A 22223-nucleotide genomic window follows, 5' to 3' on the forward strand; every position below is an offset into this window, starting at 1 on the left:
GTCATCCTGAGCGGAGTCGAAGGATCTATAAAAAACTTTTTAGTAAATTAAATTACAGTCGATAACGTCAAACTTTCCCATTTATCAGCATCTCCTTTAATCGCAGCAATTTTATTATCCAAAAACTCATGCGTTCCACTTCCCAATAAGAAATGTACAGGCGGATTTTGTTCTTCACTGATTGCGATCAAAGCTTCTGCTCCTTTTTCAGGATCATTGGGTTGATTTCCATTGATTTCATCAAGATGTGCATGTTCAGAATTTCTTGCGGCTTCATATGCTGGGATAGCATTTTCAGGCGTTTTGATAGAATCTTTATCTAAGAAATCCGTTCTGAAATATCCGGGATAAACAACGGTTGCTTTCACTCCGAAATCTTTAATTTCCTCTGCCAACGCTTCTGTAAGTCCGGCCACCGCAAATTTTGTAGCACAATAAATTCCCCATCCCGGAAAGTTTCCGGAATACCCTCCAATGGAAGAAATATTAAAAATATGTCCGGATTTTTGCTGACGAAGATAAGGCATTGCGTTTCTGATTACATTCAGCGTTCCGAATACATTGATGTCGAAATTACCTCTTGCTTCTTTGTCGGAAAGTTCTTCCAAAGTACCAATCAATCCGTAGCCTGCATTGTTGACGATCACATCAAGCTGTCCAAAATGATTAATACTTTTTGCGATGGCAGATTGCACATCTTCATTGTTGGCTAAATTAACTTCAAGCGGTAAAAATTGTTCAGAAGCGTCTCCAATTTCTGAAATTAATGATTGAGTATTCCTTGTCGTAGCAACAACACGATAGTTTTTTTCTAATAATTTTTTGACTAAGGCTAATCCCAAACCTTTTGAGGCTCCTGTAACGAACCATACTTTTTTTGTTTCCATTTTTTTATTGGTTTTAAATGATGGTACAAAGGTGGAAATATGGGCAGTGGAAAAAGTAGCTCAATCAATGAATGATGTAACCGAATCGTGAATGGGGGATATCTCTATATAAAAATGGTTAAAGTATCGGGTCGTACTCTAATGAAACTATTGTATTGTCTTTAGTCTCAAGGTAAAAACCAACTTGACGGATGTGATCTGAAATGGCTATTTGGTTGTAAATGATACCATCTTTTATTTCAATTAATAGATCAATCACTTCTAGATTATTAAACCATTCTTCATTTATATGGCTTAATTTGTAATCTATTCTTGCATCCATATAAAAAACCATTAGATCTTTCTTTACATCAGCAATCCATTCAATATGGCTTATGATTTTTTTGATTTCCAATTCACCAAAATTATATTCAGAATAAATTTCAATAAATCTTCTTTTAACATATTTATTGAGGACAACAATATTTTCTATATGCTCAGGAATCTCCGTTCTATAAACATCTTTATCCTTTACAATATTGAAGTCTTTAGAAGAAAAAATCAATGAAAAAATCTTTTTTATTTTGGCCTCACGTAAATCTCGATATGGTTCTTTATTGTAGAAAGATACAGATTCTTTCTTTAGATTAATAAGAAGTTTTTCTAGTTTTTCTTTCTCTTTTTTTTCTGCAAACTTTATAGCGGGTTCTAATATTTTTATAGCTTTTCTATTGAAACGAAGGAGTTGATATGTTTTTGATAGAATATAAATTTCTTCCAAATTTTTTTCTTTTACCTCCAATTCATAAACAAGGTCAAAGAGTTTTTCAACGCTTTTTTCTGAATAGTGTGATTTTTTAAATTCTGCGGAGATTGAGTTAAAATATTTAATTAAATTTTGCATGCATAAAATAATTTTCAATTTAACAAAAAAAAGAGAAACCCGAAAGCCTCTCTTTATCTATTTAGTTTTCTAAAGTAGGAATCAAATGCTCCCATTTTAGTTGTTTGGCAAAGTCTAACGCTGTTTTTCCGTTGTTGGATTGTTGATTTCTATCAGCTCCTGCTTCGAGAATAACTTCTACAGAACTTAAATTCCCTGCAATCGTTTCTTTATGAAGAAGTGTCAATCCGTTATCATCAACATTCGTTAATTCATTAGGATATTCTTGTAAAAATTTCACAAAATCTTCCTTCATATTTCTGCTCATCGGATGTTCCACAAGATTTTCGGGTTTTTCTTTCTGTTCATGAACCACTTCAACATCATTGAAATCTCCGAAATCAAGTTGCCAGGCATCATCATGTTCCTGTCTTTCTGCTTCTTCCATGTCAGCACGCATTTTTTGTATGGTGAAACCACCGTAAGCTTTAGGTATAGGTTCCTCAGTGGAGAAGAAGAGTTTAGAAAGTCCTTTGGGTTTCTTCACTGCCGGAGTAATGGCAAAAAGCCAATCGCTGATCTCATTTACGGGGATTTCAAAATAATCTCCGGGCTGTATGTTGGTGATATCATTGGGCTCATTCATCAAATACCCTTTTACATGATCTCCGTCAAAATCAATATCGTTGATCCACATATGTTCTACAATATCTTTTCCTGTTTCCGGATCTTCCTGTGAGAAAGTAGCTTTTACACAAGCCAAATTTAGTCCTGGAACAATTCTTCTGTATTCCCAAGATTGCTCTCTCCAGAAATATTTAAAAGTTTCCCGCGCTTTTTTATAAGCTTCGATCATTTTGGGGTCGGTTCCGTCTGTAAAAATAAACGAATTATTTTCCATTATATTTAAAATTTTTGTGATTTGAATTTGAAAAAAGCAGTGAAAAAGGATTATGAATTAAGCTTGAAAGCATTATGGATATTCACAAAACTGATATTTTTACTGTTCAACTAAAATATGAAAAATTTTAAACCAAGGTTTGATTTTGTAGTTAAATTTTAATTAAAGTTATATTGTTGTTAGATCGAATTTTACTTTGATATGTTTTTAAAACATAGAATATCCTCTCAAATTGTCTTGGATTCTACTTTCAATTAAACCTTGTAGTGTTCCACCTGTTCTTCGGTAATAACTTTCCAAAGTAGGATTATTTATAATCTGGTTCAGTGGAGGATTATGTCCTTCATCTAAAAAAAGAAAAAGAGGAAGGCCATGTGAGATGAGACATACAAAAAAGACAGGTCTAGGAATAATAAAATTATGAATGTTTAAAAGCTCTTCGTGTTCTCCCTGTTGCATTTCTATCTGGCTATCATAAACACTATAGTCTAAGGCGTAACAAAAATTTCCTGCTAAAGTAAGAAGCTCTTTTAGAACTTTTGGAAAAGGATTTTCTTTATTATAGATGTATTCTAGCAATAAAATTTCATCTTCAGAAATTCCTTTATTTTTCCACTTGTCGTGTTCCGGATATTTTATAAGTATATCTAAGTATTTTATTTCCATTGAAGAAAGATTAATAGATTATTCTTTATGAATTCATGATAATAAAATTCTTTATTTTTCATAAAATGAATCCATTCTTCTAAAAGCCTCCAGCATATGTGCTGTGCAAAAGGATCCCGGAATTTTTGAATTTATGCATGTGAAATAATCTTGGAAACCTTTTATTTTTTCTTAAAGGTAAGATCATATTTATCAGAAACTTTCATAGTTTAAACATCCTTTATAAAATCCTCATATTCATAATAAAACCTCTCAAAACCATCCATTTTTTCCACAAAGAATTCGAAGATTTCCTGCCAGGTGTTTTTATTGAAAACAGAAACGTCATGCTTTTCAACCCAGATTTTAGCGATTACTTTTCCGTTGTCTAATGTAAAATATTCTTCTTTTTGAAAATCTCCGATAAAATCTTTCAGAATATCCTCCAGCGACCATATTTTGTTATAATAGGCATTTCGGAAATCTTCATCTTTCATTTCTATATCTAAAGAAACTTCTGCTTTTCTGGTTTCTGCATTAAATTTGAATGAAAAATCCTTAACCTTTGTATTATACAACAGCCATTTTCTAGGAAATGATTTCCCAAAAGCGGTCCAAAAGTCTTTTTTTATTTGCTGTGCCTCTTGTTTACTGAACATGGAGCAAAAATAGGGATTTTGGATGGAAGTTGGAAGTCTGATGATGGAAGTAAATAATGCAGTTTAAAGGCTTCCAGTACCCATCTTCCAACTTCTGTACTTACTATTACACATCTCAAACTATTTTCTTATTTTTGCTGTAATGCTATCTAAAAAATCTCAATATGCTTTTAAGGCACTCTCATATCTTGTAGAAAAAAGAAATGACGGGCCTGTTCTTATTTCCGAAATTGCGGAACGAAAAAAAATTCCATTAAAATTTCTGGAAAATATCTTACTTGAATTAAAAAAAGCCGATGTCCTTGATAGTAAAAAAGGAAAAGGAGGAGGTTACTTTTTAAGAGAACATCCTGAAAATGTAAAACTTGCGAAAATTATTCGTTTGGTAAATGGCCCAATTGCATTGTTGCCCTGTGTGAGTTTAAATTTTTACGAAAAATGTGAAGATTGTAACGAAGATCACTGCAGTTTACATGATGTTCTGATTGAAGTTCGAGATGCATCACTTAAAATTTTAGAAGAAAAAACTCTACTGGATTTGATCGATTGATCAGATCCATTTTTTTCGAATAATTAGTCTACTTATTTGGTAGGATAATTATTTTATTAGATATTTGCATGACTTCAAATGAATAAATATGATTTCAACAGAAGATGCAGATACACTACAACAGCTTTCACTAGAGGATGGATTGAAATTTATCTCAGAAAAATTCTCAAATGGAGTTGTTTTCTCAACATGGCTTGGTCAGGAAGATCAGGTTATCCCCGATATAATTTTTAGGCAAAAATTACCCATTAAAGTTTTCAAACGAGATACAGGAAGATTTTTCTTCAAACATTACGATTTACTTTCAAAAAACAATTCAAAATATAAGACCAAAACAGAGGTTTATCTTCTTAATTAACCCAAGATGTGAAGGGGTATTAATGGAATGGAGTTTCAAAAATTTCAGTAAAATGTATACAATATGGTAATTTCAAGAAAAATTCAAATACGATTAAATGTATTATTGGTGACAGCTGTAATACTAGCTATTGCTGTCTTCTCAATGTATGAGATCGGATATTTGGATGAACTTTTAGCCATTTTAGAAAAAGATAATCATATTTTTTACTGGATGCTTTTGGTAGGTGTTTTTGCAGAAATTGTTGCGGGATCTATGGGAATGGGGTATGGTGTGATTTGTACAACGACGCTTTTATTACTAAATATTCCTCCTCATATTGTGAGTGCAAGTATTCATTCCGCCGAAAGTTTTACAACGGCTGCGGGAAGTGTTAGCCATGTTAAATTGAAGAATGTAAGTAAAAGTTTGGTTAAAAAATTAGCCATTCCTGCCATCATAGGAGCTGTTATCGGAGCTTTAAGCCTTACCTATGTTGGTGAATATTATTCAAAAATTACCAAAACGGTTATTGCTTTCTATACCTTATATCTTGGAATTCAGATTCTGTCGAATGCTTTTAAACCTAAACAGAATAAAGCATTAAAAAGAAAAACGAATTTAACAAGATTAGGATTAATAGGAGGTTTTATAGATTCGTTTGCCGGTGGAGGTTGGGGACCTCTGGTTACCGGAACATTAATTAAAAATGCTTTTACTCCAAGATTTGCCGTAGGGAGTTCAACAGTTGCTAAATTTATTTTAACCATCACCGCTGCAGTTACTTTCTTTTTTACATTAGGAATACAACACTGGAATATTATTCTCGGTCTTTTGATTGGAGGAATTATCACCGCACCATTTTCAGCGATGCTTACTGCAAAATTGCCTGTAAAGAAAATGTTTATTGTTATTGGAACATTGGTGATTGTGATGAGTTCTATTACGATTTATAAATCTATTTTCAGTTAAAAAAAAACTGGGTAAAAATGTATTTCGGTTTTGAAAATACTTTACATTTATACGATAAAAAATAGAACATGAATTTACACGTTGTTGCACTTTTTAAGTTTAATGAAAATTACTTGATGGATGCGGTTGAATTGTTTCAAAATCTGGTAAAAGAAACCAGAAAAGAAGAGGGTTGTCTGCAGTATGACCTTATTGAAGACAAAGATAATAAAGGAACTTTTCTAATGATTGAATTATGGGAAAGTGAAGAACATCATAAACTTCATAACGGCCAAGATCATCTTTTAAATTTCAGACAGGATGCTTCAAAAATGCTCGAAAGCTCGACTCAGGTTTATAAAGGATTTAAGATATATTAAACATTTTCTGATTCCTCAAAAATAATTTTAAAAGGCTGCTTACAAATTGTAGGCAGCCTTTTATTAGAAAAAATAGAAAGTATTAAAATTTAAGTTTTAAGAATAAAATGTAAATTAATTTGTTATCAAGTTTAATATTCACTATTAACAATTCACCTTTTATTATTTTATAATCAGCTTTTTAGTCTCTGAACTTCCTCCGAAAGTTATCTTCACAAGATAATTTCCTGAAGTAAGATGAGAAAGATTCAGGTCTTGCTTGTAGAAACCTGTCTGATTAGTGAGTTCTGCCGAGTATACTTTTTTACCGGTAAGGTCGTATACTTCTACATTCCCTTTATTATTTGCTTTTTCCTTAACATCAAATAAAACGGTAACGTTTTTATCAGCTGTTGTTGGGTTTGGATAAATACCAAATGAAGCTTTTTTATTAGCCAGGTCCGTAACGCCTAAGGTTCCCGAAATATTTTTGTATTTGAAATACATATTACCTGTTGATTGACCTCCATTTGAAACGAAATACAATCTGTAATAATCACTTCCTTTTTTAATATAATAAACTACATCGCTGTAAACGCCGGAAACAGGTTTCCATGAATGGCCAATTGAAGTAATTTTGTTTGAAAAAGCAGTTGATCCAGGAAGTGCAAAAGTAGATGTTGCCTGAGCTTCAGGTTGTACTTTTGCAACGGTTATACTAGGGTTTTGGATAACTCCGGAAAGCGGATACATCATGATATTGTTATAAAAAGTGTAATATTTTGTAAACATCAGATCCCATGAAGTTTTTGCAGGCTCAAGATTAGCTACTTTATCATTTGTTGTGAATGAAAAATAGTTGAAATATGCATCATCTGTTCCGTTTGCTAGTGTTTTTGTTTGAGTTGCATCCCAGGTTGTCCCATTCCATTTAGAATATTTAAAAGTATACCCTCCAAAATAATCAAGAAGAGCAAATTTCACATAAGTCCCGTTTGCATATTTTAAAACAAATATAATTGATCCTTCTACATGATGAGTTGCCCCATTATATTGTCCCCATCCGTAAGGAGCAGAACCTTGTTCAAAAGCACCTTCCTGAATAGAAGTTGCTTGATCCGGATTATAAAATGGATCCCCCCAAGTTGATTCATTTGCGATATTGATATTATCCCAATCTGCAAGGTTATTTGAAGCCTGATATACCGAAATATCTTTGGCGTCATTAATTCTTGTTCCGAAATTCATTGCAGAATTTCTAAAAAATGCAACATCCCATGAGTTTGCAGGTTGAGAAACAATATTATTAGCAGGTAAACTAAAAAATACACGATTCTGGTATCCTGATCCCATTGAAAGATCTACTTGTGTATATCCGTTAGCATCTGTTTGCGCCAACACAGTTTGTTGAACTGAAAAAGCAAGTATTGAAGCTAAAAGTAATTTTGTTTTCATGTTGTTTTCTTATTTAGAATGATTCTACAAAAGTATATATTTATTTTTAACTATTCTAAATAAAAACATGATTTTTATCTTGTTTATTATTTATTCAACATATAAAATTCACTGTTAATGGGCTTTTAATAGTAGTTTTAATTTTTGTTCATAAAAAAAGGCTGACCTATGAATTTCATAAGTCAGCCTTTTAAAACGTAAGTTCGTCTAATAAATCTTACTTTTTAATGAATTTTGATTTCACTACTGAACCTTCTGCAGTTTCAATAATGATATAGTAAACGCCTGTTTGAAGAGCGCTAATATCGAATGTTTGTCCTTTTAATTTTCCTTCAGCTACTTTTTGTCCTCCTGAAGCATAAACCTGAATGTTTTTAGGATCTTTTTTAGCAACAAACTGTAATGCTGTATTTTCAGAATTCACTGCAAATTTGATTTCTTCTTTAGATTTAGCAGCATCAGAAACAGCTAAAGTAGAAGTGGTGTTGTATACTACATTATCAACTTGAATTGCAGTATGAGCAATTGTTGGAGTAAATTTGAAAACAAGATATGCTGTTCCTGTAGATGCAGGAATTGGAACACTGATATTTTGAATTGTTCCAGGTCCCACTATCGTAATTGGGCTACCTACTGCAACAAATGTTGACATGTCTGTTGGGCTTGACGCTACTCCGATTTGAATAGTTGCCGGACTTGTATATGGGTCTACTGCTGTAGCAGCAAACGATAACGTTTTATCTCCTGTTGGCGTAACAATCTGAGGAGTTACTAAATAAGATGGAGCGGTTGCATTATTTCCTGCATAAGACTGAATCATCTTATTGCTTGTGTTATTTGCTTCCTCAGCAACAATCATCCTAGGTGGTACTGGTGGGAATGAGTTTGTAGGGGCTGCAACAATTGCAGACCATCCATTTTGCGGGAAAGTGGTATTTCCAGAAGTAAAGTTGTTGAAGTTCTCATTAATCGTAGCTACTTGTGCATTAGCAGTCATAGCCGTAAGCATCAAAGTTCCAAAAAGTAGTCTTAATTTCATAATGTTATTATTATTTAGAATTATTCCACAAAAGTAGTAAATTATTTTTAATTGTTCTAAATAAAGCATTATATTTGTCGAAAATTTTGCGTCTATGAAGAAGAAAGTGCTTTCTATACTGTCGTTATCCACTGTTTTTTGGATCAATGCACAGCAAAAAGATTCTCTTAATCAGAAAAATATAGAAGAAGTTGTCATCACAGGGCAATATATGCAACAATCCATTAATAAATCTATTTATAAAGTTGAAGTAATTGATGCGCAGCAGATTAAAAATATGGCTGTAACCAATGCAGCTGAAGTTCTTAACCAAAATCTTAATATTTTAGTTCAGCCTAATTCAGGAACAGGAGACTCTAATGCTAATATCATGGGGCTTAGTGGTCAATATACTAAAGTACTTATTGATAACATTCCTGTAGTAAGTGATCAAGGGATGGGAAATCTTGTTGACCTTACAAAAATCAATGTTAATAATATTGAGCGAATTGAGATTGTAAAAGGATCTATGGGTGTTGAGTATGGTAATAATGCCGTAGCAGGTGTTATTAATATTATTACAAAGAAAAGTTATGTAAAAAAATTCACTGCATTAGCTTCTTTACAGGAAGAGACAGTAGGTAAGGATTATGACTGGTTCAAAAAAGGAAACGGTCGTCATGTACAATCTTTAAATCTAGGATATAGAATCAATGATAACTGGTCTGTAACAGCTGATATTAACCATAATGATTTCCAAGGGTATAAAGGGAAATACAACGGATATAAATACTTTAGTGAAGGTAATGACGGAAAGAGAGGTTACGAATGGCTTCCGAAGGATCAGTTGATTACCAATGCAGCAGTACGCTATTCTAAAGGGAAGACTTCCTTTTTTTACAAAGTAAATTATCTGAATGAAAAAATTAATAGTTATAATCAGATCATCACTCCAGATTATGATTCTGGAAGTAAGACTTTTATAGCTAAAGACAGAGATTATTTTACCAACAGATGGCTTCATCAGTTTAATATTCAAACACAACTAGGAAGAATAAATTATACCGGAGATTTCTCTTACCAGACACAGGAAAGGAAATATCAGGATTATGACTATGATGTTCCTAACCGAAAAATAAATTCAAAAGCTCCCGAGCTTACTTTTTACGAATCAAAAGTATTATATTCTAGAGGAATGTTTAGTAATTTCCTTGATAATGAGAAAATCAACTTTCAGTTAGGCTACGAATTAGACAGAACGAGCGGATATGCAAATTCTGTAACATTTGAATCAAACAATAACGGAAAAAGTATTGAGAGAACAATATTTAATTATGCTAATTTCTTATCAGCAGAGTGGAAGGTCAATAATTGGTTTTCATTACGTCCAGGGGCAAGATTGGCTTTAAGTGATAAATTTGATTCACAATATAACTACTCGGTAACCGCAAGATTCAATACTTCTCAAAAATCTGATATACGTGCGGTGTTTGGTTCTGCCAATAGGTTTCCAACTTATGATGAGCTTTACACTTTCGTAGTAGATAACAACCATGATATTAGGGGAAATGAAAATCTAAAACCTGAGACAGGTTATTCTGCAGGATTATTCTGGGATTATAATACAAGTTCTTCAGGTGCATGGAAGTTTAATCTGAGCTTGTCGGGAATGTATCTGGATGTTAATGACAGAATTGAAAGTGTTATTATCAATCTTGAGCCATTAAAATATACATTCTTAAATGTAGATAATTATAAATCTATATTATTGGGTGGAGGTTTGAATGTGAGCAAAGATAATTTCTCCTTAAAAACAGGGGTTTCAGTAATGGGTATTTCTCAAGCACTGAATACCGGACAAATTACTTCACCTGATGACTACAATTACTATTTTGAAGCAAACTTAGGGGCCAATTATACATTAGAAAATACCAAAACACTTTTCGCTCTGTATTATAAATATACAGGAAAAAGAAAACAGTATACCTATATTCCTTCCAAGAGTTTAAGTACAGATCCGGGAAAATTTATATTAGGCGAGGTTCAGGATTTTAATATGCTAAATTTTACCGTGAGTCAACCATTCTTTAAAAACCATTTTGAAGTAAGTCTTGGTATTAAAAATATTTTTGATGTTTCAAGTATTAGAAATACAGTTACTTCTGGTGATGGACATAATGCTGCTACAGGAGATCAAAATTTATTCTATGGTAGAAGCTATTTTGCCAGAGTAAACTACAATTTTTAAAATTATTACAATGAAAAAAATACTATTTTATCTTTTAGTGGGGACATCCTTGATAGCCCAGTCTTGTATTAATGATAATGAAGACCCAGTAGCTGTTCTCCCTTCTAACAGTATTATTGCAGATGCTAATGTTGGTGGGCCTACACAGCCAAACCAAGTTTGGGTAGATCTTAGTGATGTTACTACAGTTAATGGTAAAGAGGTACCAAAAGAAACTCTTACAAAAAGAACAGATTGGGATATTGCATTGTATTCGGGAAGTTCTTTCAAAGTTGCAATCAATTCATCAATTATGATGGCAGCCGGAAAAATTCCAAATGCAACGGATATAGATTTGGTTAAAGATTCTGATGTAACAGCATTGAAAAATCAGGTTCAGGTAGCGAATTTTAATCCTTCTAATGTTGCTTATATCGACGATGTTAACGGTAATTTCCCAACAGGGTCTACAGCGATAGGAGAGGTTAAAACAATTGATTCCGACAATGCAATTTACCTTGTAAATATGGGTAAAGAGCTATACACAGGGAGTGTTCCTGTAGGATCTGTTATGACAGGAGGAGATAGCAGAGGTTGGATGAAAGTTCAGGTAGTAAGATTGGCTGATGGTTATAAAGTAAAATATGCAGAGCTTAATGCAACTTCTCATAAGGAATTAATTATTTCTAAAAATGCAGCTTACAACTTCAATTTTGTAAGCTTGAAAAATAATAAGGAAGTATTTATTCAGCCTGAAAAAAATAAATGGGATATAAGCTTTACAGTATTCACAAATACAATTGATGGAGCGGGCAGTTACGTTTATGCAGATTTTGTAACTACTAATATTGTAGGAGGTGCAGGTTCATATGAAGTAAAAGTTGCTGCTGATGTTGCAGCGCAAACCTATAATGATTTTAAAGCATCAAATGTAGATGCTTCTAAGTTTATATATAATGATCAACGTTCAATAGGGCCAAATTGGAGAAATCCTGTAGGTGTAAATGGTCTGGAAGTATATGGAGATAGGTTTTATGTTCTAAAAGATCCTGCAGGAAATTACTTTAAACTTAAATTCACAAGAATTACAAAAAGCAAAACAGATGAAAATGGGGTCTCTGGTGAACGTGGTTTTCCTCAGTTTGAATACAAAGCTTTATAAAAATAAATCAAATAATAGTATATCATGAAAAAATTCATTCTTGCGGCTTCCATGCTTGTTGCAGTATATTCTTGCAAAAAAGAGGAAGGTGCTAAAAAAGAAAATACAACAGAAGCAAGTTCAGAGGCTCCAAAAACGAATAATAAAATCGTTACCCTTAATGGAGGAATTACAGAAATCGTAGCTGCTTTGGGTCACGAAAAAGAGATCGTAGGGACAGACGTTACCAGTACCTATCCTGAATCATTAAAAGCGACGGCTAAAGATTTAGGTCACGTAAGATCAATTACAATCGAGCCTATTATGGCGGTGAATCCTACGTTGATCTTAGCTTCTGATAAAGATATCAACCCGGAATTAATGGGTAAAATCAAGTCTTCAGGAATTAAAGCTGAGGTTTTTAAACAGGAATTTACGGTTGACGGAACTAAAAAGTTAATCGCAGACGTAGCAAAAGCAATTGGTAATACAGATTATCAAAAGCTAAACGATAAAATTGATGCTGATTTAAAACAAATTCAGACTATCGCTAAAAAACCAAAAGTATTGTTCATCTACGCAAGAGGAAATATGTTGATGGTTTCAGGTAAAAATACGCCTATGGCTGCTTTGATCAACCTTGCAGGAGGTGAAAATGCAGTGAATGATTTCGAAGATTTCAAACCTTTAACACCGGAAGCGGTAGTAAAAGCAAATCCGGATGTATTGTTCTTCTTCTCTACAGGATTACAAGGTGCAGGAGGAAACGAAGGTGCATTGAAAATGCCAGGTGTTTCTCAGACAAACGCTGGTAAAAACAAGAAGATCATTGCGATGGATGGAGGCCTGGTTTCAGGTTTCGGACCAAGATTAGGAGAGGCTGCTGTTGGATTAAACAAACTTTTAATTGAGAACACAAAGTAAACTATACTTTTACCTTACAATAAGTACCATACTGCTTTTCATCATAGCAGTATGGTCTCTTAATACAGGGGTTTACGACTTTGGGGGTAAATCTGCGTTTGAAGTATTGGGAAGAGTGATAAAAGGAGATACGAGTTTATCATTAAGTGATAAATATGTAGTGTGGGAGGTAAGAGCATCCAGAATTATTATGGCGATGTTGATCGGAAGTATGCTTGCGGTTTCGGGAACGAGTTTACAGGGATTATTTAAAAATCCATTGGCGACGGGGGAAGCAATAGGTCTTACTTCGGGAGCGACATTACTTGCAGCAATTGCAATTGTTTTAGGAGGGCATTTTAAGCAATACCTTCCTGAGATGGTACAATTTTCATTAGTAGGTATCTCAGCTTTTGTGGGAGCTTTGTTAGCGATGATGTTGGTATACAGAATTTCAACAAGTGCAGGTAAAACAAATGTTGTCATGATGTTGTTAAGCGGTGTTGCCATTACCTCAATCGGGTTTTCAATTACCGGATTTCTGATCTATATTTCAAAAGATGAACAGCTAAGAGATCTTACGTTCTGGAATATGGGAAGTCTTGCCGGAGCAACATGGACAAAAAATGCTGTTTTAACCGTAGTTATCATTATTTCTTACCTGATTTTACTTCCAAAAGGGAAGGCATTAAATGCAATGATGTTAGGAGAAAGAGATGCTCAGCATTTGGGGATCAATGTAGAAAGACTGAAAAAACAGATCGTTATTATCACCTCTTTAATGGTGGGAACCTGCGTTGCCTTTTCAGGAACGATTGGTTTTGTAGGGCTTATTGTGCCTTACATTTTAAGGCTTTTATTTAAATCCAATTATACTTTTATTTTACCGTTATCAGCGGTGTTGGGAAGTATTTTATTGTTGATTGCCGATACATTCAGCAGAAGTATTGTTGCTCCTTCAGAATTGCCGATTGGGATCTTAACCTCGTTAATTGGAGGCCCTATCTTTATTGCTATTTTAATTAAATTCAAAAAATCATTGTAATGATAAAGGCGCATCAAATCAGTTATAAGCATAAAGAATTCCATATTTTGGATGGGGTTGATGTCTCTTTGGAATACGGTGAATTTTTAGCAATTGTTGGCCCGAACGGAGCAGGAAAATCAAGTTTATTGAGTGTTCTGGCGAATGAAGTAAAATCAAAGCAAAAAATTGTATTTAAAGATAAAGAATTGAATGACTGGGAAGTAAGGGAATTGTCAAAACATAAAGCAAAATTCTCCCAGCACAACAGCAATGATATTACCCTTGAGGTGAAAGATGTTGTCATGATGGGAAGATATCCTTATTTCGATGCACAACCCAGACAGGAAGATGTGGATGCTACCAACGAGAGAATGCACGAAACTGAAATTTTTCATCTGAAAGACAGAGAATACAATACGTTGTCTGGGGGAGAAAAACAGCGTGTACACCTTTCAAGAGTAATGTCACAGTTGGAAAATGAAATTACCCATAAATTGGTTTTTCTTGACGAACCTTTGAATAATCTTGATGTTAAACATCAATACAAAGCATTGGAAATCATTAAAAAATTCACTCAGAAAGCCAATTCTGCAATTGTTGTTTTGCATGATTTAAATCTTGCGGCTCAGTTTGCCGATAAAATATTATTAATGAAATCTGGAAAGGTTTCTGCTTATGGAACGCCACAGGAAGTTTTTACGGCCGATACAATCAGTGAAGCTTATAATTTCCCATGCACCATTTGCGAGCACCCCATTACCAATAACCCAATGATCATTTTTGGATAACCATGGAAAAAGATGAACTGAAAATTCTGGCTCAAAACCTTGCCAATCCACAAGGAGAAAAAGGAAAAGAGATTGGTGAAATGATGAATGCCACCAATATCGGAATGACATTAGAAAGTATTACAACACTTTTAATAGAAGACGATGAACACATTCTGGAGATAGGACACGGAAATGCAGGACACCTGAAAAGTATTTTGAATATTGCCAATAATTTAAAATACACAGGAATCGACATTTCCGAAACCATGCAGAATGAAGCTAAAGATTTAAATAAAGAGTTTAAAGATCAAGCAGATTTTGTCTTATACGAAGGGAAAAAGCTTCCTTTTGAAGATGAGGTTTTCGATAAGATATTTACCGTAAACACGGTCTATTTCTGGGAGGAGCCTGTTGAATATTTAAATGAGATCTATAGAGTATTGAAAGATAAAGGAACCTTCGTTCTCACTTTCGGACAAAGAGATTTCATGGAAAAATTGCCTTTCACTCAATTCAATTTTACATTGTATAATACGGATGAAATGGAAGAAACAGTTTCCAAAAGCCATTTTAAAAGAATGAAGATCTCTGAAAAAGAAGAAGAAGTAAAAAGTAAAACAGGGAACGAAACCATAACAAGAAATTATACAGTTTTAACCATAAAAAAATAAAATAAATGAGCACATTAATTAACGATCTAAAAGGAAAATGGGACGCTCTAAAAGCAGAAAATCCACATGTAAGAATTAGAAATGCTGCTGCAGAACTAGGCGTAAGCGAAGCTGAATTATTAGTAACCAACGTAGGGGAAGGCGTGACTGTTCTAAAACCTGAGTTTCAAAATATTTTAACTGAAGTAGAGCAGTTAGGAAAAGTAATGGCCCTTACGCGTAACGACGAATGCGTTCACGAAAGAAAAGGAACGTACCTGAATGGAGATTTCAGCAGTCCTCATGCTCAACTTTTCGTAGGCGAAGATATTGATCTGAGAATTTTCCTTAATCACTGGAAATTTGCTTTAGCAGTGGTAGAAGGTGATAAAAAAAGTCTTCAGTTCTTCGGAAAAGACGGATTGGCATTGCATAAAATTTATTTAACAAAAGACAGTAACGAAGCTGCTTTTGATAGTATTGTTGAAAAATTCAAGGCTGAAGATCAAAATCAGACTTTTGAATTTGAAGCGGTTGCTCCTAAAGCTCCTGAAAAAGCAGATGCTGACATTGATGCTGAAGGTTTCAAAAAAGCTTGGACAGAATTAAAAGATACTCACGATTTCTTTATGATGACAAGAAAATTCGGAGTAAGCAGAACGCAAGCGCTGAGATTAGCTCCTGAAGGATATGCTAAAAAAATAGACAATGCTAAAGTGGTAAATGTTCTTGAAGATGCTTCAGAAAAGAAAATTCCAATCATGGCATTCGTTGGAAACAGAGGTCTTATTCAGATCCACACAGGAGAAGTGAAGAAAACACTTTGGCACCAACAATGGTTTAACGTAATGGATCCTGATTTCAACTTACACTTGGATGTAACGAAAATCACAGAAGCTTGGATCGTGAAAAAACCAACGGAAGACGGTGAAGTAACAGCGATTGAAGTATTCAACAAAGAAGGTGACTTTATTGTTCAGTTCTTCGGAAAAAGAAAACCAGGAATTCCTGAATTACAAGAGTGGAAAGACCTTGTAGCGGAATTAGAAAAATAATAATTAGATGATTTTGAATGAGGCCGTTTTGTTTTTTCGTAATTCAAAGCGGTCTTTTTTATTTGGCAAATAAGCATTTATGCAGAATTGTTTTAAACCACAAAAGGCACAAAAGATTTAAGCTTTTCACTTTGTCATTCCGTAGGAATCTAGACAGTATATTTAAAATTTAGCAGTTGAGATTCCTACGGAATGACAAACAGTCTTTTTAAAATTTGTGATTTAAAATTAAGCGTATAAATTTGCGATATTTGTGTAAATCATTAGTGTAATTCGTGTTTAAATTAAAATAAAATGAAAAATATTTTCATAGCCATATTATTGATAAGTTTCGGTGTTTTCAATGCTCAAAACGTAAAAGCATATCAATTTTATAATCAAAAAGGAAAGGAGGTTACTACCGATCAATTAGCCAAAGAATTGGCTGAATATGATGTGGTATTCTTTGGTGAAAATCATAACAGTTCCATCAATCACTGGCTTCAGTTAAAGATTACGGAAGCTTTATATCAACAGAAAAACGGACAGCTTATTTTAGGAGCGGAAATGTTTGAAAGAGACAATCAATCTCAATTAAACCAATATTTAAACGGAACGTTTGATGCTAAAACATTAAAAGATTCAGCGCGTTTATGGAATAATTATGCTACCGATTATAAGCCGTTGGTTGATTTTGCTAAAGATAAAAAACTGAGTTTCATTGCAACGAATATCCCAAGACGATATGCTTCTCAAACTTCAAAAGAAGGCTTGGAGTCTTTAAATAAATTGACGACAAAAGAGAAAACCTACATCGCTCAATTACCGATCAAAGTAACATTAGATACTCCAGGTTATCCTGAAATGAAAAAGATGATGGGCGATCATGCGGAAGAAATGAAAGTGATGAACTTTATTTCTGCACAGGCTACCAAAGATGCAACGATGGCAGAATCTATCTTGAAAAATATCAAATCCGGAAAAACATTCGTTCATTATAACGGAAATTATCACAGCAAAGAATTTGGAGGAATTTATTGGTATATCAAACAGAAAAACCCAACCCTGAAAATGGCAGTGATCTCTGTTTTCGAATCTGAAACTCCTGAATTGAAAATCCTTGAGAAAGACTATATCCCATCAGAATTTAATCTGATTATTCCAGCGGATATGACGAAGACTTTTTAATTTTTTGTACACTAATACGAGGCTTCGACTACGCTCAGCCTGACAACATTAATACTATCCGTAATATTATCGACTGTCAGGCTGAGCGTAGTCGAAGCCTTTTTTTATGCACAATGTTTGTCATTTTGAACGAAATGAAATGGAGTGAAGAATCTACTTTACGAATATAGATTCTTCCTTCGTCAGAATGACAAACTCTGTGTTTGAAAGACATTAGCTATATTTGTTTTATAATATTCAAAAATGAACAAAATATCTTTTCTATTCATACTTTTCATAGGTTTAATCAACGCACAGAAATTAACAACCAACGAAATTTCCATCATTAACCAAGGCGATGTCAATTCTGCATTACCCATTTATCAAACGACTGATGAAAATCAGCATAAAACTTTGTTAAGCCTTTCTACAGAAATTGATGCTAAAGATCCGAACACGGCAACGTTGGTTAAAAGAATGAAAGAATCTTTACTTTCCACAGATGGTGGAGTAGGAATTGCAGCACCACAAGTCGGTATCAATAGAAAAATCATCTGGGTTCAACGCTTTGACAAACAAGATGAGCCTTTGGAGTATTTCATTAATCCTGTCATTGTTTGGAGATCAGAATTGCAAAATCTAGGTCCGGAAGGAGATTTATCCATCCCTGAATTCAGAGATCAATTTTACAGAAGTAAGGTAATTCAATTAGAATATGTGGATTTAAAAGGTCAAAAATATTCAGAAATTGTAGAAGGTTTTACCGCAGTAATTTTCCAGCATGAAATCGACCATCTTTTTGGAATTTTAATTTCAGATAAAAAAGAGAAAGAAAAAAATGATGCTTATAAATCGGTTGATGCTTTTAAAAAAAGTGATTCTAAGACGAGGTAATACCTATTTTTTTCTACAATTATTAACTTTTACTGTTGTTAACGAATCAAGCTTTGTATTGCTTCCAAAAAAATTATATTGAACAGAACTTCCATTATTAATATAAAGGTCAATATATTTTGTATTGTTTTTTTCAATGAATCCAATCAGTGAAACGCTAGGGATAGGTTTTTTATTCTCAGTAAGGTCAACTTGGGGAATTTCAACTTTTTCGCCATTTTTATTCATGTAAAAATAATGATGATTAAGTCCTCCGTCTTCTTTTGCAGATAGTATTAAAATTCCATCCTGTGGAAATTGATACGTTTTATTTTTCTCATTTAATTTTTCGCCGCAGTTTTCTTCATAAATAATTCTTAGCGGACCTGAGTAATTTGTAGGAACTATAAATTCTTTTCTTTTGAGGTGTTTATAAATTTCTAATTGAAGAGAATTTGCGGGTATATATAAAGCTAACGGTAGTATTATACTGAATATCTTATATATAATTTTTATCGGAGAAATAATAACAAAAATACTTCCAATACAATACATTGGGATGGTAAAGAAAAATAAATAAAAATTATATGTACTGAGAATAAAACTTATTATAATTAAAATTATTCCAATGTAAAATTTATTGACTTTCATTCTTTGTTTATGATTAATACTGTTTAGTTTGAAGTAAGAAATAAATTGAGGGGTTGAGTTTTTGTATTTTGGTTTGGCTTTAGTTTCGGATGATCTTCTTTATTTTAAATTTTTTGTAATCAGGGAATTTATTTTTATTCAATACAAAATCAACCATAATACCTGCTACTCCAAATCTTCTTTCACAATCAGGATCTTTTTTACTCAAACCAAAGTTGAAGATAATCGTATCATTTACGATTTTAATGTTCATTTTTTCAGCATTAGGAATGTCACATGCCGCACCTTTGAAATAAGTTGTATAAATTAATGTGTCATTTTTTAATTCCCGCCATTTACCGTTGATATCATTTAAACTTTTAAAGTTGTGATAAGTTGATTTTCTCACAAAATAGTCAAAATGGTCTGTCTTAGTTTGTGAATGTAGTTTATTATAACCTATTAGAATTATAGTATACATTATTATTGATAAAATGGGTGTACTTCTCATTCTTTAAACAATAAATAAGTTTTCAATTAATACTCTTTAATCTGCACACAAGAAACACTTTTTATTTTAATCTTTTTACCCACCTTTTTTAATAATCCAGTTTCAGGGTTTCTTTTAAATACAACCACATCGCCACTTCCTGCATTGGTGGCAATCAGAAATTTTCCTGTGGGATCGAGGCCAAATACTCTCGGGTGTTTTCCTTTGGTAGATTGATAACCAACGGTTTTTAGTTTTCCATCTTGTTGAATGGAAAATATAGCAATATTATTCTCAGATCCACGATTCGAAGCATATAAAAATTTTCCATCAGGGGAAATATGAACATCCGAACTTTCAAAATCATCTTTATATTTTTCAGAATGGGTATTGATTCTTTGCAGATTATTCAGTTTTCCATTTTCGTAAGAATAGACGCTTACTGCTCCGCCCATTTCTTCAATGCAATACGCAAATTTTCCGTTGGGGTGAAAAGTAAAGTGTCTTGGTCCGCTTCCTAATGTTGTTTTTGTAAAAGGAATTTCAGCCTCTTGTAACGGTTGATTTTTTTCATTTTCAAATCGATACGTTCTGATTTCATCGGCACCTAAATCTGGTAAAAAGAGATAATCAAAATTAGGCGAAAAAATGGTGGAGTGGATATGTGAACGATCTTGTCTTCCCTGATCTATACTTCCTTCTGTATATTGAAAGTTTTGAACATAGGGCTGTATCGTTCCGTTTTCTAAAATAGGATATACGGAAACACTTCCTTCAGTATAATTTCCATTTACCAGCCATTTGCCATTTTTATGAACGGTTAAATAAACAGGGTTTTCTCCGCCACTTTTTTGCTTGTTGATAAAGGTGAGTGATTTATTTTCGGGATTAAACTTAAAACTACTTACACTTCCTCCGTTCGGGGTTTTACTTTCTGTACAGGCAAAAACATATTTCCCATCTGGCGATAATGTAAGGAAAGACGGATTTAAAATACCTGTAAAAGTGGTTACTTTTGATAAGTTTCCACTCATCATATCTAATTGATAAACATAGATTCCTTCGGTATTTTTATCTCTATTAAATGAACCAAAAAAGGCATAGGTGTTTTGTGAATATAAATGAATGAAAGTACAAATGGTAATAGTGAATGCAATGAGTTTTTTCAATTTTTTAAGGTTTAGTGATTTTATATTGAGGTGATTAAGGTCTTATTTTTCAATTCTATTTTTTACAATTTCGATCAGTTCTTCTTTGGTGATAAATGTATTCAGGAAATCTTCGAGATTTCCTTCGTTGGTAACTTCTCTAAAATATTCTTCATGATCAGTTCCAAACAAAGTCGGATTTTCAGGATTTGGGTCAGATAAGCAGATATAGTAATGATCCGGGAAGCCATAACTGTAAAATATTTCAATAAAATCGGGTGTTTTATCATGAGTTACTTTTATAATTTCACTCAAATCAATATCTTCATCTATAAATTCTGAATTCCATTCTTCGAAATCTTCAGTTCCATCTTTAAAGGGCGTGAAAAGTTTGGGTTGCCAAAATACTTGCCCATAACCTTCATCTGTCAATCGAAAATACGTATCGATTATTTTATTATAGAATGCTTGTTTATCGGTTTTGAAAAGCTCTTCGTTTTTGTTGATGAATTCTCCAATTCCATAGATGGGTTCTGCATCTTCTGCTGTTTGCCAAGGTGTATCTTCTGTTCTTGGGTAAAGAACCGTATTAAAACTAATAGAAAGGATATCGTCTGATAATGAATTCCCTTTTACGTGGTCTATATTTCCTCCAAGTTGTTTAATTTTTTCTAAAATTTCCTTTTTCATATGGTTGTACGTTTTTTAGAGATCTTGCTCTGCATTCTTTAAAGTTTTAATCAATTCTTTGAGTTCATCTTTATTAAATTCAACTAAGTTTTGATTGTAAGCACTGGAAGTTAGTTCGATATAATTGCTCCAAATTCGTATATTTTGTTTATAAATAATTTTAGATATATCACTTTTTAGCGATACAATTTAATTTTATCCAATTTATTCGAACAGTTTTTATTTGTTTCAACATATAATAAAGAATCTTTTTTAATAGTGAATTTTGTATGATAAAATGTTTTGAAAAATTTCTCTATAATATGAGGTTGGCAATCTTCAATAGTATAGATTATTTTTTCTTCTATGATAATATCAGTTCGATTACAATAGCTTCCAAATCTAGATGTATAAAAGCATTCTTTTGGCATGATAGAGTTCAAAATTAAAGTATCATTTACTATTTCCCATTTTCCATTTGAAAAAGACTTTATTCCTTCACCCATGTTTTCATATTTAAATGTTTTATTAGAATTAAGAACTAAATATTCATTTATATTAGAACTGCGGTCAATTCTCCACTGACCATATAATTGTGAAAGTTTTGCAGGACTCATTTTTTCTTTTTCTTTACAATTAAGAAAGAGTAAAAAAAATAATAAAGGAGAAAATTTATATAGCATTATTGTTTTAGTCTTTAAATAGGATGGAAGTAGATTTGCTTAATAAAAAGCTCGATGTAACAAATTTTGTCTGAAATTTCTTTTTCATTTATTAGTTTTCACTAGTTCATATTCATTCATTATACGAATTGTATATAATTTCATTTTATTGTTTTCCATAAAACGTATGATATTATACATTGTGGAA

Annotated in this window: 25 protein-coding genes; 13 read left to right on the plus strand and 12 right to left on the minus strand. The window is 32.8% G+C overall.

Features of this window, described 5'->3' with window-relative positions; translation table 11 throughout:
• Nucleotides 1-47 precede the first annotated feature (47 nt).
• From AMQ68_RS10705 to AMQ68_RS10725, 5 genes are all read right to left on the minus strand, one after another.
• Nucleotides 48-887: an SDR family NAD(P)-dependent oxidoreductase gene (locus tag AMQ68_RS10705; protein WP_054510637.1), complete on the minus strand. Its 840-nt coding sequence runs from the start codon at nt 885-887 to the stop codon at nt 48-50.
• Nucleotides 888-1005: 118 nt separating this feature from the next.
• Nucleotides 1006-1770, minus strand: coding sequence for a hypothetical protein (locus AMQ68_RS10710; RefSeq protein WP_054510638.1), 765 nt, complete (start codon nt 1768-1770; stop codon nt 1006-1008).
• 61 nt (nt 1771-1831) lie between these two features.
• Entirely contained in the window at nt 1832-2650 is an 819-nt protein-coding gene (locus tag AMQ68_RS10715; RefSeq protein ID WP_054510639.1) for a DUF2314 domain-containing protein, read from the minus strand.
• A gap of 207 nt (nt 2651-2857) precedes the next feature.
• Nucleotides 2858-3316 (minus strand): hypothetical protein, encoded by a 459-nt coding sequence (locus tag AMQ68_RS10720; RefSeq protein WP_054510640.1) that lies wholly within the window; start codon nt 3314-3316, stop codon nt 2858-2860.
• Between the two features lie 209 nt (nt 3317-3525).
• The gene (locus AMQ68_RS10725) at nt 3526-3954 is read right to left on the minus strand and encodes a DUF4268 domain-containing protein (RefSeq protein ID WP_054510641.1); all 429 of its coding nucleotides are present in this window, start codon (nt 3952-3954) and stop codon (nt 3526-3528) included.
• A gap of 142 nt (nt 3955-4096) precedes the next feature.
• Here AMQ68_RS10725 and AMQ68_RS10730 point away from each other — a divergent pair, with 142 nt between their 5' ends.
• The 4 genes from AMQ68_RS10730 (at nt 4097) to AMQ68_RS10745 (ending at nt 6172) form a co-directional block, all read left to right on the plus strand.
• Nucleotides 4097-4504 carry an Rrf2 family transcriptional regulator gene (locus AMQ68_RS10730; RefSeq protein WP_054510642.1) on the plus strand — a complete coding sequence of 136 codons (408 nt, stop codon included), beginning with the start codon at nt 4097-4099 and terminating at the stop codon, nt 4502-4504.
• Between the two features lie 88 nt (nt 4505-4592).
• Complete coding sequence (locus AMQ68_RS10735) at nt 4593-4862, plus strand: hypothetical protein (RefSeq protein ID WP_054510643.1); 270 nt, start codon at nt 4593-4595, stop codon at nt 4860-4862.
• A 63-nt stretch (nt 4863-4925) separates the two neighbouring features.
• Nucleotides 4926-5813 (plus strand): sulfite exporter TauE/SafE family protein, encoded by an 888-nt coding sequence (locus tag AMQ68_RS10740; protein WP_054510644.1) that lies wholly within the window; start codon nt 4926-4928, stop codon nt 5811-5813.
• 68 nt (nt 5814-5881) lie between these two features.
• Nucleotides 5882-6172, plus strand: a complete 291-nt coding sequence (locus AMQ68_RS10745) for a putative quinol monooxygenase (RefSeq protein ID WP_054510645.1) — start codon at nt 5882-5884, stop codon at nt 6170-6172.
• A gap of 162 nt (nt 6173-6334) precedes the next feature.
• On the opposite strand, the gene AMQ68_RS10750 is transcribed toward AMQ68_RS10745, so the two are convergent.
• Together AMQ68_RS10750 and AMQ68_RS10755 are read right to left on the minus strand one after the other, a co-directional pair.
• Nucleotides 6335-7606, minus strand: a complete 1272-nt coding sequence (locus AMQ68_RS10750; RefSeq protein ID WP_054510646.1) for a T9SS type A sorting domain-containing protein — start codon at nt 7604-7606, stop codon at nt 6335-6337.
• Nucleotides 7607-7823: 217 nt separating this feature from the next.
• Entirely contained in the window at nt 7824-8645 is an 822-nt protein-coding gene (locus AMQ68_RS10755) for a choice-of-anchor J domain-containing protein (RefSeq protein ID WP_054510647.1), read from the minus strand.
• A 94-nt stretch (nt 8646-8739) separates the two neighbouring features.
• Here AMQ68_RS10755 and AMQ68_RS10760 point away from each other — a divergent pair, with 94 nt between their 5' ends.
• From AMQ68_RS10760 to def, 9 genes are all read left to right on the plus strand, one after another.
• Entirely contained in the window at nt 8740-10872 is a 2133-nt protein-coding gene (locus AMQ68_RS10760; protein ID WP_054510648.1) for a TonB-dependent siderophore receptor, read from the plus strand.
• Between the two features lie 10 nt (nt 10873-10882).
• Entirely contained in the window at nt 10883-12013 is a 1131-nt protein-coding gene (locus AMQ68_RS10765; RefSeq protein WP_054510649.1) for an HmuY family protein, read from the plus strand.
• 24 nt (nt 12014-12037) lie between these two features.
• Complete coding sequence (locus AMQ68_RS10770) at nt 12038-12916, plus strand: hemin ABC transporter substrate-binding protein (RefSeq protein WP_054510650.1); 879 nt, start codon at nt 12038-12040, stop codon at nt 12914-12916.
• On the plus strand, nt 12900-13940 hold the full coding sequence (locus AMQ68_RS10775; protein WP_054510651.1) for an iron ABC transporter permease: 1041 nt from the start codon (nt 12900-12902) through the stop codon (nt 13938-13940). Before AMQ68_RS10770 ends, AMQ68_RS10775 begins: the two co-directional genes overlap by 17 nt.
• Nucleotides 13940-14710: a heme ABC transporter ATP-binding protein gene (locus AMQ68_RS10780; protein WP_054510652.1), complete on the plus strand. Its 771-nt coding sequence runs from the start codon at nt 13940-13942 to the stop codon at nt 14708-14710. The genes AMQ68_RS10775 and AMQ68_RS10780 overlap by 1 nt, the downstream gene beginning before the upstream one ends.
• Nucleotides 14711-14712: 2 nt before the next feature.
• Entirely contained in the window at nt 14713-15363 is a 651-nt protein-coding gene (locus AMQ68_RS10785; RefSeq protein WP_054510653.1) for a class I SAM-dependent methyltransferase, read from the plus strand.
• 5 nt (nt 15364-15368) lie between these two features.
• Entirely contained in the window at nt 15369-16397 is a 1029-nt protein-coding gene (locus tag AMQ68_RS10790) for a hemin-degrading factor (protein ID WP_054510654.1), read from the plus strand.
• Nucleotides 16398-16691: 294 nt separating this feature from the next.
• A complete protein-coding gene (locus AMQ68_RS10795) occupies nt 16692-17564 on the plus strand; it encodes a ChaN family lipoprotein (RefSeq protein ID WP_054510655.1) in 873 nt (290 codons plus the stop codon).
• Between the two features lie 243 nt (nt 17565-17807).
• Nucleotides 17808-18437, plus strand: coding sequence for a peptide deformylase (def, locus tag AMQ68_RS10800; RefSeq protein WP_054510656.1), 630 nt, complete (start codon nt 17808-17810; stop codon nt 18435-18437).
• A 3-nt stretch (nt 18438-18440) separates the two neighbouring features.
• Here def and AMQ68_RS10805 read toward each other — a convergent pair whose 3' ends face one another.
• The 5 genes from AMQ68_RS10805 to AMQ68_RS10825 all read right to left on the minus strand — a co-directional run bounded on the left by AMQ68_RS10805 (nt 18441) and on the right by AMQ68_RS10825 (nt 21970).
• Nucleotides 18441-19067 carry a hypothetical protein gene (locus AMQ68_RS10805; RefSeq protein WP_123905670.1) on the minus strand — a complete coding sequence of 209 codons (627 nt, stop codon included), beginning with the start codon at nt 19065-19067 and terminating at the stop codon, nt 18441-18443.
• 79 nt (nt 19068-19146) lie between these two features.
• Complete coding sequence (locus AMQ68_RS10810) at nt 19147-19527, minus strand: hypothetical protein (RefSeq protein WP_123905671.1); 381 nt, start codon at nt 19525-19527, stop codon at nt 19147-19149.
• 56 nt (nt 19528-19583) lie between these two features.
• Nucleotides 19584-20705, minus strand: coding sequence for a lactonase family protein (locus AMQ68_RS10815; RefSeq protein WP_071254779.1), 1122 nt, complete (start codon nt 20703-20705; stop codon nt 19584-19586).
• 42 nt (nt 20706-20747) lie between these two features.
• The gene (locus tag AMQ68_RS10820) at nt 20748-21374 is read right to left on the minus strand and encodes a hypothetical protein (RefSeq protein WP_054510660.1); all 627 of its coding nucleotides are present in this window, start codon (nt 21372-21374) and stop codon (nt 20748-20750) included.
• Nucleotides 21375-21550: 176 nt separating this feature from the next.
• The gene (locus AMQ68_RS10825) at nt 21551-21970 is read right to left on the minus strand and encodes a hypothetical protein (protein ID WP_123905672.1); all 420 of its coding nucleotides are present in this window, start codon (nt 21968-21970) and stop codon (nt 21551-21553) included.
• Nucleotides 21971-22223: the final 253 nt, after the last annotated feature.

The sequence above is a fragment of the Chryseobacterium sp. ERMR1:04 genome (assembly GCF_001297705.1).
In the GTDB taxonomy this organism is placed as follows: domain Bacteria; phylum Bacteroidota; class Bacteroidia; order Flavobacteriales; family Weeksellaceae; genus Chryseobacterium.

Coding starts and splice junctions, on each gene's coding strand:
- AMQ68_RS10810 (WP_123905671.1), bottom strand. CDS start 19,527: ATGTATACTATAATTCTAATAGGTTATAATAAACTACATTCACAAACT.
- AMQ68_RS10750 (WP_054510646.1), bottom strand. CDS start 7,606: ATGAAAACAAAATTACTTTTAGCTTCAATACTTGCTTTTTCAGTTCAA.
- AMQ68_RS10805 (WP_123905670.1), bottom strand. CDS start 19,067: ATGAAAGTCAATAAATTTTACATTGGAATAATTTTAATTATAATAAGT.
- AMQ68_RS10770 (WP_054510650.1), top strand. CDS start 12,038: ATGAAAAAATTCATTCTTGCGGCTTCCATGCTTGTTGCAGTATATTCT.
- AMQ68_RS10765 (WP_054510649.1), top strand. CDS start 10,883: ATGAAAAAAATACTATTTTATCTTTTAGTGGGGACATCCTTGATAGCC.
- AMQ68_RS10790 (WP_054510654.1), top strand. CDS start 15,369: ATGAGCACATTAATTAACGATCTAAAAGGAAAATGGGACGCTCTAAAA.
- AMQ68_RS10710 (WP_054510638.1), bottom strand. CDS start 1,770: ATGCAAAATTTAATTAAATATTTTAACTCAATCTCCGCAGAATTTAAA.
- AMQ68_RS10795 (WP_054510655.1), top strand. CDS start 16,692: ATGAAAAATATTTTCATAGCCATATTATTGATAAGTTTCGGTGTTTTC.
- AMQ68_RS10785 (WP_054510653.1), top strand. CDS start 14,713: ATGGAAAAAGATGAACTGAAAATTCTGGCTCAAAACCTTGCCAATCCA.
- AMQ68_RS10715 (WP_054510639.1), bottom strand. CDS start 2,650: ATGGAAAATAATTCGTTTATTTTTACAGACGGAACCGACCCCAAAATG.
- AMQ68_RS10735 (WP_054510643.1), top strand. CDS start 4,593: ATGATTTCAACAGAAGATGCAGATACACTACAACAGCTTTCACTAGAG.
- AMQ68_RS10745 (WP_054510645.1), top strand. CDS start 5,882: ATGAATTTACACGTTGTTGCACTTTTTAAGTTTAATGAAAATTACTTG.
- AMQ68_RS10705 (WP_054510637.1), bottom strand. CDS start 887: ATGGAAACAAAAAAAGTATGGTTCGTTACAGGAGCCTCAAAAGGTTTG.
- AMQ68_RS10725 (WP_054510641.1), bottom strand. CDS start 3,954: ATGTTCAGTAAACAAGAGGCACAGCAAATAAAAAAAGACTTTTGGACC.
- AMQ68_RS10740 (WP_054510644.1), top strand. CDS start 4,926: ATGGTAATTTCAAGAAAAATTCAAATACGATTAAATGTATTATTGGTG.
- AMQ68_RS10720 (WP_054510640.1), bottom strand. CDS start 3,316: ATGGAAATAAAATACTTAGATATACTTATAAAATATCCGGAACACGAC.
- AMQ68_RS10825 (WP_123905672.1), bottom strand. CDS start 21,970: ATGAGTCCTGCAAAACTTTCACAATTATATGGTCAGTGGAGAATTGAC.
- AMQ68_RS10760 (WP_054510648.1), top strand. CDS start 8,740: ATGAAGAAGAAAGTGCTTTCTATACTGTCGTTATCCACTGTTTTTTGG.
- AMQ68_RS10780 (WP_054510652.1), top strand. CDS start 13,940: ATGATAAAGGCGCATCAAATCAGTTATAAGCATAAAGAATTCCATATT.
- def (WP_054510656.1), top strand. CDS start 17,808: ATGAACAAAATATCTTTTCTATTCATACTTTTCATAGGTTTAATCAAC.
- AMQ68_RS10820 (WP_054510660.1), bottom strand. CDS start 21,374: ATGAAAAAGGAAATTTTAGAAAAAATTAAACAACTTGGAGGAAATATA.
- AMQ68_RS10730 (WP_054510642.1), top strand. CDS start 4,097: ATGCTATCTAAAAAATCTCAATATGCTTTTAAGGCACTCTCATATCTT.
- AMQ68_RS10755 (WP_054510647.1), bottom strand. CDS start 8,645: ATGAAATTAAGACTACTTTTTGGAACTTTGATGCTTACGGCTATGACT.